Origin of the sequence: Peribacillus sp. FSL K6-5616 (assembly GCF_038008245.1) — a bacterium.
GTDB classification, from domain to species: Bacteria; Bacillota; Bacilli; order Bacillales; family DSM-1321; genus Peribacillus; species Peribacillus frigoritolerans.
Map to the genome: position 1 here is coordinate 167,408 of NZ_JBBOYT010000001.1, position 12,694 is coordinate 180,101.

General features: G+C 38.9%; 8 protein-coding genes and 1 pseudogene. 7 read left to right on the forward strand and 2 right to left on the reverse strand.

All coding sequences use genetic code 11. From position 1 onward, the window contains the following. The first annotated feature begins 146 nt into the window (after positions 1–146). From MHB45_RS00805 to MHB45_RS00815, 3 genes are all read left to right on the forward strand, one after another. The gene (locus MHB45_RS00805) at positions 147–440 is read left to right on the forward strand and encodes an RNA polymerase alpha subunit C-terminal domain-containing protein (protein WP_048685166.1); all 294 of its coding nucleotides are present in this window, start codon (positions 147–149) and stop codon (positions 438–440) included. 95 nt (positions 441–535) lie between these two features. Then, a complete protein-coding gene (gene coaA / locus MHB45_RS00810; RefSeq protein WP_048685168.1) occupies positions 536–1,456 on the forward strand; it encodes a type I pantothenate kinase in 921 nt (306 codons plus the stop codon). A gap of 596 nt (positions 1,457–2,052) precedes the next feature. Further along, positions 2,053–3,558, forward strand: coding sequence for a malate:quinone oxidoreductase (locus tag MHB45_RS00815; RefSeq protein ID WP_048685171.1), 1,506 nt, complete (start codon positions 2,053–2,055; stop codon positions 3,556–3,558). A 353-nt stretch (positions 3,559–3,911) separates the two neighbouring features. On the opposite strand, the gene MHB45_RS00820 is transcribed toward MHB45_RS00815, so the two are convergent. Next, complete coding sequence (locus tag MHB45_RS00820) at positions 3,912–4,964, reverse strand: potassium channel family protein (protein ID WP_048685174.1); 1,053 nt, start codon at positions 4,962–4,964, stop codon at positions 3,912–3,914. Positions 4,965–5,636: 672 nt separating this feature from the next. On the opposite strand from MHB45_RS00820, the pseudogene MHB45_RS00825 reads away from it, so the two are divergent. The 4 genes and pseudogenes from MHB45_RS00825 to MHB45_RS00840 all read left to right on the forward strand — a co-directional run bounded on the left by MHB45_RS00825 (position 5,637) and on the right by MHB45_RS00840 (position 9,719). Next, positions 5,637–6,973: pseudogene (locus MHB45_RS00825) on the forward strand (YjiH family protein). A 520-nt stretch (positions 6,974–7,493) separates the two neighbouring features. Beyond that, positions 7,494–8,270, forward strand: coding sequence for a transporter substrate-binding domain-containing protein (locus MHB45_RS00830; protein WP_048685177.1), 777 nt, complete (start codon positions 7,494–7,496; stop codon positions 8,268–8,270). A 73-nt stretch (positions 8,271–8,343) separates the two neighbouring features. Continuing rightward, positions 8,344–8,988, forward strand: coding sequence for an amino acid ABC transporter permease (locus tag MHB45_RS00835; protein ID WP_048685180.1), 645 nt, complete (start codon positions 8,344–8,346; stop codon positions 8,986–8,988). Then, complete coding sequence (locus MHB45_RS00840) at positions 8,985–9,719, forward strand: amino acid ABC transporter ATP-binding protein (RefSeq protein WP_048685183.1); 735 nt, start codon at positions 8,985–8,987, stop codon at positions 9,717–9,719. Before MHB45_RS00835 ends, MHB45_RS00840 begins: the two co-directional genes overlap by 4 nt. Positions 9,720–9,962: 243 nt before the next feature. Here MHB45_RS00840 and MHB45_RS00845 read toward each other — a convergent pair whose 3' ends face one another. Then, positions 9,963–12,470, reverse strand: coding sequence for an NEW3 domain-containing protein (locus MHB45_RS00845; protein ID WP_048685186.1), 2,508 nt, complete (start codon positions 12,468–12,470; stop codon positions 9,963–9,965). Positions 12,471–12,694 lie beyond the last annotated feature (224 nt).

Here is a 12,694-nt window from a genome sequence, read left to right on the forward strand (position 1 = left end):
CATTCACTTTGGGTTTTGCAAAGGGTTGCTGCGGCAACCCTTTTCCAATGAAATTAATGATAAAATGGATTAAAATGATTGCTTCATTGTGAAGGGTGAACTTTTTATGTTTGGACTTAAAAGCCAGAGAAAAGGAGAAATTGACAATGACCACTTCAAAGAAGAATTTGAGGACTTGCGAAAAGGGACACAAATACTATAAATCCAGTGACTGTCCAACCTGTCCTGTATGTGAGCAGGAACGAAAACCTGATACAGGATTCCTTTCAGTGCTCTCGGCACCTGCCAGACGTGCATTGGAAAGCAATGGGGTAACCTCTTTACAACAGCTATCAACATATAGTGAAAAAGAAATTTTGAAATTCCACGGTATGGGACCAGCTTCTTTACCGAAACTTAGGGAAGCTTTGGAGACAGGTGGGTTATCATTCAAAGCTTAATCAATTTAGTGAATAAGGGATCAGGAACATCTTTTTTATGGACATCATCCTTGTTAAACTGATAGTAACTCTAAAAAGTGAGGTAACGAAAAATCATGAGTTCCTATACTCCCTATTTTGAATTCAATCGAAAAAAGTGGGCATCTTTGCGAAACCATACCCCTCTTCCTTTAACTGAAGAAGAATTGGATAACTTAAAAGGAATAAATGAAGAAATATCCATTCAGGAAGTGGAAGAGGTTTATTTGCCCTTGACTCGTTTGATCAATTTACATGTTGAGGCATCCCAACAGCTTAACACAGCCACTTCTTCATTTCTAAAAACTGATGCTAAAAAAGTACCTTATATCATTGGGATTGCAGGGAGTGTTGCTGTAGGAAAGAGTACGACTGCAAGGTTACTTCAGACTTTATTATCCAGATGGGATAATCACAGAAACGTAGGTCTTGTCACTACCGACGGTTTTTTGTACCCAAATGATCTTTTAGAAGAAAAAGGATTGATGAAAAGAAAAGGGTTTCCTGAAAGTTATGATACCCAAAAGTTAATCAATCTTATCGGAGATGTAAAAGCGGGAAAAAATAAAGTGGAAGTTCCAATCTACTCACATTTGAAGTATGACATTTTGCCAAATGAAGTGCAGACGATCTGTAATCCGGATATTCTAATAGTGGAAGGTGTTAATGTTCTTCAAGTTGACAAGGAAAATCAAGTATTCGTCAGTGACTTTTTTGATTTCTCACTCTATGTAGATGCAGATGTTAACGACATAGAGCGGTGGTATGTCGAAAGGTTCCTTTTACTTCAAAAGACTGCATTTCAAAGTCCCGAATCCTATTTCCATCGTTATATTGACTTTTCTAAAGAACAGGCCATAAAAAAAGCGACTCAAATTTGGGAAGAAATTAATTTAAAAAATTTACATGAAAATATACTGCCGACAAAAGGACGGGCAAAACTCGTCTTGAAAAAAGGGTCAGAACACAAAGTTGAAAATATCTTCTTGCAAAAATAATAGAAATAATGTTTTTTTGTAATAGCAATAAGTTAAGAAATTATACCAATGAGGGACTATGAGATAAGTCTTAAGATTAAGAATATTATCGGTGACATTACCTTATATTGGTTTAGCTTTCAGTAATTATTGGTATTGTTATAATATCTAATAATTGGATGGAATTTATGATACAAGTTAAAAAGTTAAGAGTTTAGCAATTTCAGGAAGGTCCTTGTTTTTTAGGGAAATGGTTACAGAAAGTTCTAATTTCCCTTCTGTTTTTGTCAATAAATGTGTATTTTCCTGGCTTTTTCGAATCTGTCAATATTATTTCACTAACAGTTTATTCCTTCAATGATGGGAAGTTGCTGAAGAAATCTTTTAATGCGACTATCGGGGCGGATAAGTTTAAGCTAATTTCTTCTCAAAATCAACATTTTAACAAAAAAAGTAATAGTAGAATATTTTAATCTATGAAATAATAATAATAGATTATGATATAGTTATAAGGAGACAGAAAAGGTGTGTTCCTAGTTCGTGCCGGGCTTTTTTTTGACACCTAAGCAGGAGCGCCTACATCTTTTTTGCAAATATAGGGGATAAGGAAGGTTATAATGAGCAACATACAGAAACAAACAGACGTTATCTTAATTGGCGGCGGAGTCATGAGCGCGACTTTGGGATCATTACTGAAAGAGTTAGCACCGGAATGGGAAATCAAAGTATTTGAGAAGCTTGCAAACGCAGGAGAAGAAAGCTCTAACGAATGGAATAATGCGGGTACGGGTCATTCTGCGCTGTGCGAGCTTAACTATACATCCGAAAAAGCTGACGGATCTATAGATATTAGCAAAGCAATTAAAATAAATGAACAGTTCCAAGTTTCATTGCAGTTTTGGTCGTATCTTGTAAACTGTAAGCTGATTGATAATCCGCAAGACTTTATCATGCCATTGCCTCATATGAGTATGGTGCAAGGGGATAAAAATGTAGCGTTCTTAAAGAAACGTTTTGAAGCGCTGTCCAAAAATCCTCTGTTCCAAGGTATGGAGTATTCCGATGACCCAGCAAAACTGATGGAATGGATTCCACTTATTATGCAAGACCGTCCATCGAATGAATCTATAGCGGCAACAAAAATTGATTACGGTACAGACGTTAACTTCGGTGCTCTGACACGCATGTTGTTTGACCACTTAAAGGCTCAAAACGTCGATATCAAATATAAACATAGTGTTGATAATGTTAAACGTGCCAGTGATGGCTCATGGGAATTAAAAGTGCGTAATGTCGATACCGGTAGCGTAGAACGTCATAATGCTAAATTCGTCTTTATCGGAGGCGGGGGCGGAAGCTTGCATTTACTGCAAAAATCCGGCATTCCTGAAGGGAAACATATCGGAGGATTCCCGGTAAGTGGATATTTCATGGTATGTAATAATCCGGAAGTTGTTGCACAGCATCATGGGAAAGTATACGGAAAAGCTAAAGTTGGTGCACCACCAATGTCTGTTCCGCATCTTGATACACGTTTTATCGACAATAAAAAATCGTTGCTATTTGGACCATTTGCGGGCTTCTCACCGAAGTTCTTAAAAACAGGTTCAATGTTCGATTTAATAACTTCCGTAAAACCGAATAATGTTTTAACTATGTTGGCGGCTGGCGCAAAAGAGATGCCATTGACAAAATACCTGATCCAGCAAGTTATGTTATCGAAAGAACAGCGTATGGAAGAGTTACGAGAGTTCATCCCGAACGCTAAGAGCGAGGATTGGGATTTAGTAGTAGCTGGCCAACGTGTACAAGTTATCAAAGATACTGCTGAAGGCGGCAAAGGTACACTTCAATTTGGTACGGAAGTTGTAAGTGCATCCGATGGCTCAATTGCAGCATTGCTAGGTGCTTCTCCAGGGGCTTCTACTGCTGTTCACGTTATGCTTGAGGTAATTAATAAATGCTTCCCGCAACGCATGAAAGAATGGGAACCGAAAATTAAAGAAATGATTCCTTCTTATGGAGAGTCACTAATGGAAAATACAGAGCTTTTACACGAAATTCAAACTTCAACATCAGAGACGCTTGGTCTTAGCAAAAAAAAAGAGCTAGTTTATAGTTAATTTTTGGATATCGAAGCAACATTGAAATTAAAAACAACAGAACCTTTAATCGATCTTTGATTGAAGGTTCTTTTTTTGTTTTGCTATTCAATTAAGGATGCATATTTGCAGGCAAATTCGAAGAAAATTGAGTTTATGGCTTGTACAATTTGGACGTTGATTGGAACGAGAGGCCCTCGGCTTTCCGCGGGCGGTCCTCCCTCGGCTTGCGACTGCGGGGTCTACCCTAGACGCGCTTTTCTAAGCAGGAGTCTCGAACACCCGCTCCAATCAACTTAGTTTTAACATTAGATAAAACCCTTTTGTCTACAAACTGAGGGATGCCATTATAGCATCCCTAAAGATTTCTGCTTCTAATGTATTTTTGAATTTATTTTAGAAATGGTCTCTTTATCGCAAATTATGAAAAGCTGTGCATCATCAGGAATTCGTGCATCTAATTTTTGGTTTATGTTAAGGTCACCACGATCTGCTACCAGTGTGGCCCCTTTATTAAGAAGGTCCATGAATGCATCACGATAGGTTCGCCATTCATCTTGTTTAGAAATCTCATACATCGTCTCTTCATACTTTGAGCTCATAAGTTCTGAATACATGTGAGTGACTCCATGAGAAAATAATGATCGTACTGCTGCGTGGGAGATCATTTCTTGTGTAGGAATAAACTCATCCACCTTTACACGCTCAAATAAACGAATATGCTTTTGATTGATTACCTCAGCGGTGACGTGTATTGCCGTATTGGTTTTTTCTTCAATGGACGTTATGGCAGTGGCAACTAATAATGTCTTTCCATCGACAAGTAACGGATCCTTTGTAGCATAATTATCTTGTGTTATTTGGTCAGCAAAAATGATAACGCCTTTTGCTTTAGGCAGATTTGCACGGAGTAATGTTTCTTCATCCGTGGCATCCCCGCGAACATAAAACAGACGCTCCTCCATCATGGGGGATTTTTCCAGGTTATCAATGATTACAATATCGATGGTTTCATCAGATTTAAAAATTTCTTGAATTGCTGATTTTGACTTTTCACTCCATCCAATCAGAATGATATGATTTTTACCTGTATATTTCATTTTTCCACCAACTTTACGTTTTTCGATAAGATATACAGATTTAATGATTTTTCCAATAAAAAGACTAACAAGCCCAATACCCGTTATGTATAGACCGATGGTAAATGCTTTTCCAAGATCGGTGACCGGTGCATAGTCACCAAAACCAACCGTAGCAAGCGTTGTAAGAACCCAGTAAACTGAAGTTAAATATGATTCGAACGTCTGTGGCTCTATAGAAAAAGCAATATATGCTGCAACTAATATGTATAAAATGGCAAATGGTATAAAGATTTTCCCTCTTAATTTAATCAGGTAATATATTATTTTTTTTACCTTAATTCTCATCATACCCATCCTAGTTATTAAGTCATCGTCGATTGAATTTATATTTCCCCAATTTAACAGATAATTAAACGTAAGAGTAAGAACTATTTATCCCCAAGTTGGGAGCAAAAAGCATATAAAAGAAAGCTTGATTGGATGTGTGACGTTCAGCTCTGTTTCTTATGCAAAAAAGGGGCAGGAACACTGAGTTTTATCTGCCCAAGCTTAATAGACCACTCATTCAGTTAGTTTTTGGTACCAAAACTATAGATTCTGCTCTTAAATTTCGCTCTGATTTTAATATAGATTATAAAAAGGACAATAATAGATGAATTTTAGAATATAAATTATAAAATAATCATCAAAAAGTAAAATTATTATTAGAATTTTCAGTATACAATGAATGTTAAATAATGAGGAGGACAAGCAAAATGAAAGCGGATACAAGTGAAAGGGTAAAGATATTAAAAAAAGAACAGGATTGCATATAAAAGTCTCGCAACAAGTGGCAGTGCTTCGCATGTTAATGAACAATATTACCGGGTTTTAGTTGTGCACCGGTACACGGGGGATGGGAAAGCGGCACATAGCTGGGGTGTTTGCTGCTGGAATAAGGTGATACTTTACGTGATTGGATGTGGGCATGACGCCAGAATTTACCCAATAGGCAATTAAATTAAAGGGGGAATGATTATGGAATCACCAAATGTTGCGACAAATACGAAACAAGAGGAGCCGCAGATTCAATCTACTACGAATGTACTGAAGTTTATTATATACAGTTTAATAGGAAGTTTTATGTTTTTTATTCCCATTACCATAAATGGTGTTTCAAGCATACCAATTGATCATATAGTAACATGGATCAAAGTAACCTTGCCGTCAGCCGTTCCCATTTATGCTCTTATTGTCATTCTATTAGGAGCTGTTTATCCATTTATTTCAAAAACCTGGAGCAAAGATAAAGTATCAATCGTTTTTTCTTTATTAAAAGTATTAGGTGCTGTTGTTGCGATCTTAATATATTTCAAGATCGGACCCGAATGGTTAATGGCCCCAAGTATGGGTCCTTTCCTTTTCGAAAAACTTGTCATACCTGTAGGTCTTGTCGTTCCTTTAGGTGCTATATTTTTGGCGCTTCTCATTGGATACGGGCTTCTCGAATTTTTGGGTGTACTGATGCAGCCGATCATGAGGCCGATATTTAAAACGCCGGGGCGTTCAGCGGTTGATATGGTTGCTGATTTAGCAGGTAGCTATTCCATTGGTATGCTTATTACGAATCGACTATATAAAGAAGGAAAATACACCCTTAAAGAGGCAGCTATTATTGCAACTGGCTTTTCAACGGTTTCAGCAACGTTCATGATCGTTGTAGCAAAAACCCTCGGGCTTATGGATTTATGGTCGCTTTTCTTTTGGGTTTCTTTAGGGATCACGTACCTTGTCACTGCCATTACCGTACGCATTTGGCCATTAAATAAAATGAGCGACGAATATTATTCGGATAATGCGGATCCAGAAGAAGTTATCAAAGAAGGACTTTTCCGAAATGCCTGGAACAGTGCGATGGTGGGAGCAAATAATTCCGTAAGTCTTGGCAGAAATTATGGGAGAACTTAAAGGACGGTTTTCTTATGACAATGAGCATTCTGCCGTCCATTTTATCCGTTGGTCTCATCAGCCTTGTATTAGCGGAGTACACTCCAATATTTAATTTACTTGGCTATCTTTTTTACCCATTTACCTGGGCATTGCAAATACCTGAACCATTTTTGGCTGCCAAAGCTTCAGCTATAGGAATTGCAGAAATGTTCCTGCCGGCGCTTCTTGTAGTTGATGCACCTCTGGTAACTAAGTTCATCATTGCCGTGGTTTCTGTTTCATCCATATTGTTCTTTTCAGCGACGATACCTTGTATCCTATCAACCGAAATCCCGATCAGCATTACGAAGTTGATTGTAATCTGGTTTGAACGGACACTCATCACGTTAATTATTACGGCACCCATCGCAATATTGCTGCTTTAGTGCAAATCAATGAATCTTAATTCGATCACAAATCGAACGGATGCGTTGGTATTATAAGGTCGACCAGTAAAAATTACTGGTTGGCCTTTTTTTGATAGAAGTAGACATGGTAGGACTCACGGTTGCGGAGGACATTTGAAGCAGGGGGAGTGGAAGGCGGAAAAACAATTCCTTGTATTCCAGTTTAAAAGTATCCAAAAGTTAATTGATTTAGTTTTTTTCTTATCCAACTAATGGGCATCTACTATTAGGGATGACTAAAGGACCCTGGTGAATACCACCCTCCAATGGTCTTGTTTTAGAGGTATTGATGACATGATCGGCCATTTTTATCGAGAAGGATCCCATAGCCTTTTTGTATTTTCCATCACATGAACAATATTAGGAAAAACATCCATAAAAATTATTTGGAGAAAATAATATTTATTCTGAAAATTCATATTATAATACTTTATTCTTATGCTATATTATAGGGAGAATTATTTATTATCACGTATAATTTAGAATTGGAGTGATTTGAATGAAGAAACTTGGTTTATTGAGTATGTTTTTGATTTTAACTATCTTTATCTCGGCTTGTGGAACCAATGAAGGAAAAAATGCAGGTGAGGAAAAGAAACCTGAAAAGGTATATAAAGTTGGTGTGGATACGACTTATCCTCCTTTTGAATTTAAAGAGGGGAACGACTATAAAGGTATCGATATTGAATTGATCAATGCAATCGCGAAAGACCAGGATTTCAAAATCAAATTGTCTCCAATGGATTTCGGTGGAATCATTCCGGCTATGCAAGCCAATCAGCTTGATGTGGCCATTGCGGGAATGAGCATTACAGAGGAAAGAAAAAAGGTAGTGGATTTCTCAACACCGTATTTTGATGCAGGGTTAACAATAGTTGTTAAGAAAGATAATACAAGCACTAAAACCGTTAAGGATCTTAAAGGAAAAACCATAGCAGTGAAAAAAGGAACAACAGGTGCTAAATATGCACAGGATAATGCTACGAAACTAGGAATCAAAGTTGTTCAATTCAATGATAGTCCAGCGATGTTCCAGGAAGTGGCCAACGGTAATGCGGATGCCCTTATAGAAGATTATCCTGTCATCTCATATGCAATCGCCCAAAAAGATCTTGGGTTGAAAATCGTAGGTGACCGTTTGAATGGTGACCAATATGGAATTGCTGTATTGAAAGGGCAAAACGAGGATTTATTGAAAAAAATAAATGATGGTCTTGCCAATCTTAAAAAAGACGGCACGTATGATGAAATTATAAAAACGTATCTTGGTGAATAAGGTTAATAAACAATAGATTAAAGCTCATTAGGCGCGCTTATTGCGCGCTTTCTTTTTCAAAGGGGTGAAAGAAATGGATATAATTGTTGCGGCGTTGCCACTTTTATTAAAAGGACTTCAGGTGACACTTTATATCTTTGTGATTGCCATTATCCTAGGGTTTTTGATTGGTTTACTTGTCGCATTGCTGCGACTTGCCCCCATCAAAATCTTGAACTGGATTGCAAAGGTTTATGTGGATGCAATACGAGGGACACCGTTCATCGTTCAGTTATTTTTTATCTATTTTGGTGTGAATTCATTGAATTTGATTTCTTTGGACAGTACAACAGCTGGAATAATTACCGTTGCAATCAATGCAGGGGCATATTTTGCTGAAATAATAAGGGCAGGGATACAATCCATCGATAAAGGGCAAACGGAGGCGGCAAGATCCATCGGGTTCACTGGAGCTCAAACAATGAGATATGTCGTGCTTCCGCAAGCCTTTAGAAGGATGCTCCCTACCATTACGAATCAATCGATCATCAGCTTGAAGGATACTTCTCTATTATCCGTCATTGGTATAGCCGATTTAACCCAGCAAGGTCAGATTCAAGCTTCGGCAACTTTTGAAGCATTCAAGATTTGGCTGGCCGTAGGTGTGATTTACTTTATCATCATCTATTTGTTAACCCTAATTGCTAATTTCATAGAAAGGAGGGTACAAGTTCGATGAGCATCATTACAGTAAAAAACCTGAGAAAATCATTTGGAACTGTCGAAGTTTTAAAAGATATTAATGCAGAAGTGCAGGAAAAGGAAGTAATTTGCGTAATAGGCCCTTCTGGATCTGGAAAGAGTACATTCCTGCGTTGCCTGAATCTCCTTGAGGAAGTTACGGGTGGCGAGGTGGTCATTAACGGACATGATATAACCGATCCTAAAAGGAAAATCAATATAAACAAAGTCCGGCAAGAAGTTGGAATGGTTTTTCAACATTTCAATCTATTTCCTCATAAGACCGTTTTGGAGAACATAACCTTGGGCCCTATTAAAATTCGTGCCACCGATAAAGCGGAAGCAGGAAGATTAGCGCTTGAGTTATTGGATAAGGTTGGTCTAAAGGAAAAAGCAAATAGCTATCCAGGGGAACTTTCCGGCGGACAAAAACAGCGGGTCGCCATCGCAAGGGCATTGGCGATGAATCCGAAGATCATGCTATTTGATGAACCGACTTCGGCCCTTGACCCTGAAATGGTCGGCGATGTTTTGGAGGTAATGAAACAACTGGCTAAAGAAGGCATGACAATGGTCGTCGTTACACATGAAATGGGCTTTGCCCGGGAAGTCGGGGACCGGGTGATATTCATGGATGGAGGGTATATCGTGGAAGAAAATGAGCCGAATGAATTATTCGGTAACCCTCAGCATGAAAGAACCAAAGCATTCTTGAGCAAAGTGCTTTAACGGGATGTTTTTAAGATCGTAAATCATGAATGAAGTTGTGCATAAAGTGTGGACAAAGGAATGCGGGAAATGAGGGGAAACCCAAACGCATGAGCCTTTTCCTCATCTTTGTGCATAACTTTTTTGGTTTTTAGAGCAGGAACCTATCAGTCAGGAGATGTTTTTATTCATATCAGCTTCAATCGGCCAAACGTCACAGAAAAGAAACCTATGCATTCAACACATGCATAGGTTTCTTTTTACTTATTTGGCACCGTAACTAATCAAGTTGGTCATGATTCGATATCCGCCTGGAACCTGGCCTTGAATTTGCCTGTATAGGACAAGGTTGGTGTAGAGGTAGGTGCCATTACCATACTTAGCCATAAGGATACCGCCATCAAATGGTTCTTCATTCGGATCTGCCATGGAAATGAATGTTTCATACCGTTCATCCCATTCCATTGGGAAATACAATCCTCTTTCTTGGACCCAATTGCTCCAGTCATCATTTGTTATTTTATTTGGATAGGTAAAAAGCGCCGATTCTGGTTTCGACACGTTTACTGTGGCTTTTTCATCGGTTACCCGCCAGCGAATCGAAGGATTCCCGAGGGTAAGAGAATATGGAGCCGTCTTCAAGGCATCCCATCCATCACCCGGTTTATGGTATTGCACGACGAGATGTCCGCCGTTTTCCACATACTCAAGTAAGCGCCCGTTATTTGCCTTTAAATCTTCCCTCGATAGATAGGCACGGATGCCTGTAACGATCGTGTCATATTGACTTAAATCACCTTCAGCTAAATCAGCTGCAGTTAACTTCGTAATGTTCAGCCCTGCATTGCTTAAGTAATCTGCCACTTTATCGAATCCGCTTTCAATGTACCCCACTTTTAATGAAGCTGGCTTCAAAAGCTCAAATGCAACGGTATTGATAGCTGCTGGGTATTGGTAATAGAATGTTCCGATATGGTCATAGGAAATCTCCTGAATGGTCGAATCAAAGGTTTTCCCATTGACAGTGGCTGCAGCCTTCACCTGATATTCACCTTTTTGGATGGCCTTCGGTGGTCTGAGGGTGAACTTCACTTGTTTTTCTTCTGATTTTTCATTAAATGATACAGTGGCATTTTGGGGATGAACTCCCCAATTTTCAGGGACTTTTAAAGCGACCTTTGCTGATGCTTTTCCTTCTGTATAATTTTTCAAGGTCACCGTCACTGGGATTTCCTCTCTTACATCTGCTGTATTTACGACGATATCTTCAGGAGTTAAGGTAAGGCCAACGTCGGGAAGGACGGCGATCGTTCCATCCAATTCTTCCTTGATGGAAGTTTTTGTGCTCCCGTATTTATAAGAAATGCTGGTCGTAATGGTTGATTCATCATAGGCATGGTAATAAGCTGCATCTTCAGGGACTTCAACCAGGTAGGTCATTGTCGCTGATTTATTAGGTGCCAGATTGACATCTTTTGATTTTGTTTTTGTCTTCCATCCTTTAGGCACGTTCAATGCAGCAGCGACTTTTTTCAATGTTTGTTTCCCGTTATTCTTCATGGTTATGGTTACGTACGTATTTTGACCTTTCGTAAGAATCTTTGAAGCTGCTTTAGCTTGAACCTCGAGCCCTGAGGAGACATAACTGACGTTTTGCAATTGCTCTTCTTTTAATGAGAGCTTATGAAGCAAGTCGTTTTTGATGGCAGGGCTTAGCTTTGCCTTTTTGACTTGCGCAGTCATTGAACGAACCTTGGAAAGAGCTTTTTGGGATGTTGAAAAAACACGTTTTGCATGGGGATAAGCCTCAATAACAGCGTTCAGATTCCGTTGCAGGTATTTAAATTCACCTTTTAATTTTGAAGCTGAGCGAGGGAGTTTTTCAGCCCATTCAGTAAAATTGTAAGGTACACCTGCAAAAAGGTCCGACTCGCTTTTTGTATCAACCGCGCTTTGCTTCAAATCCAAATGGATCTGGCGTGGTGCTGCAGGGATATCAGAACCCATGCCTTGGCTTTTGTGCAGATAGCGGGATTGTTCTCCAAGCTGTGGGTAAGTCATTTTGTATATTGGGTCATATTTACCGATTTCTATCGAAGTGGTTGCTTGATCTGCCGAGGAAACGGGCAAATATAACTTTTTCACTTGCCATACCGATAGACCTTGTTTCAATTGTTGTGGAAACACAGTTGGGTCGGCGGCATCCGTAAAGGCACGTTCACTTAGGATTGTCATTGTTCGATGATGTCCATGCTGGGTATCATCATTTTGAAAGGATGGCATCAATATATCTGGCTGATACGTCCGAATAAAGCGGATAAGCCGTTCATATGTGAGTTCCTCGCCCCATTTTTGTAATGTTTCCTCTGGTGTTTTAGAGAAACCGAAATCATAAATGGGATCAGAGGTGGTTTCACTTAGATGATAGGCTTTAACCCCGGTGATTTTTGCAGCTTCTATCATTTCCCTCGAACGGATGATTCCAAGAGCGTTATCCAGTTCATCCCCAATTTCATTTTGTCCTCCCTCACCACGGTTTGCAATCAGGCTGGATGTTTTCACCCCTAACCCTCTCGATAGATAAGCGAGAAAGTCACTGCGTTCATCATCGGGATGGGCACCGCTGTTCAAGAATGTCACAGTCGTTTCGAGCGGCTTGACCGCATTCCATAATTCAACGTTGGTTTCATCAGGATTTGCAGCGCTGCCTCCAAGCGGCAATGACGCAAGAACCAACAAAAGGGAAAGCAACGATAACAAAGCTTTTTTCATTCTTCTTTTAACCCCCTTCAACTTTTATTAAACACCTAAAAAAATGTAGGTTAGTAATGCTTTCTAACTAACCAGACAAAAAAACCTATCTAATAAATAGCACTAATGGTTATAAATGTAAATAATGCGAAGTAACTATTAAAAATTGAACATTTTAAATATTACGAAAAAGTATTGTGCGTTGAAATCATTTAAGTTATATTTTTACTTAATTAGGAAGATTT

Coding starts and splice junctions, on each gene's coding strand:
- MHB45_RS00805 (WP_048685166.1), top strand. CDS start 147: ATGACCACTTCAAAGAAGAATTTGAGGACTTGCGAAAAGGGACACAAA.
- coaA (WP_048685168.1), top strand. CDS start 536: ATGAGTTCCTATACTCCCTATTTTGAATTCAATCGAAAAAAGTGGGCA.
- MHB45_RS00815 (WP_048685171.1), top strand. CDS start 2,053: ATGAGCAACATACAGAAACAAACAGACGTTATCTTAATTGGCGGCGGA.
- MHB45_RS00820 (WP_048685174.1), bottom strand. CDS start 4,964: ATGAGAATTAAGGTAAAAAAAATAATATATTACCTGATTAAATTAAGA.
- MHB45_RS00830 (WP_048685177.1), top strand. CDS start 7,494: ATGAAGAAACTTGGTTTATTGAGTATGTTTTTGATTTTAACTATCTTT.
- MHB45_RS00835 (WP_048685180.1), top strand. CDS start 8,344: ATGGATATAATTGTTGCGGCGTTGCCACTTTTATTAAAAGGACTTCAG.
- MHB45_RS00840 (WP_048685183.1), top strand. CDS start 8,985: ATGAGCATCATTACAGTAAAAAACCTGAGAAAATCATTTGGAACTGTC.
- MHB45_RS00845 (WP_048685186.1), bottom strand. CDS start 12,470: ATGAAAAAAGCTTTGTTATCGTTGCTTTCCCTTTTGTTGGTTCTTGCG.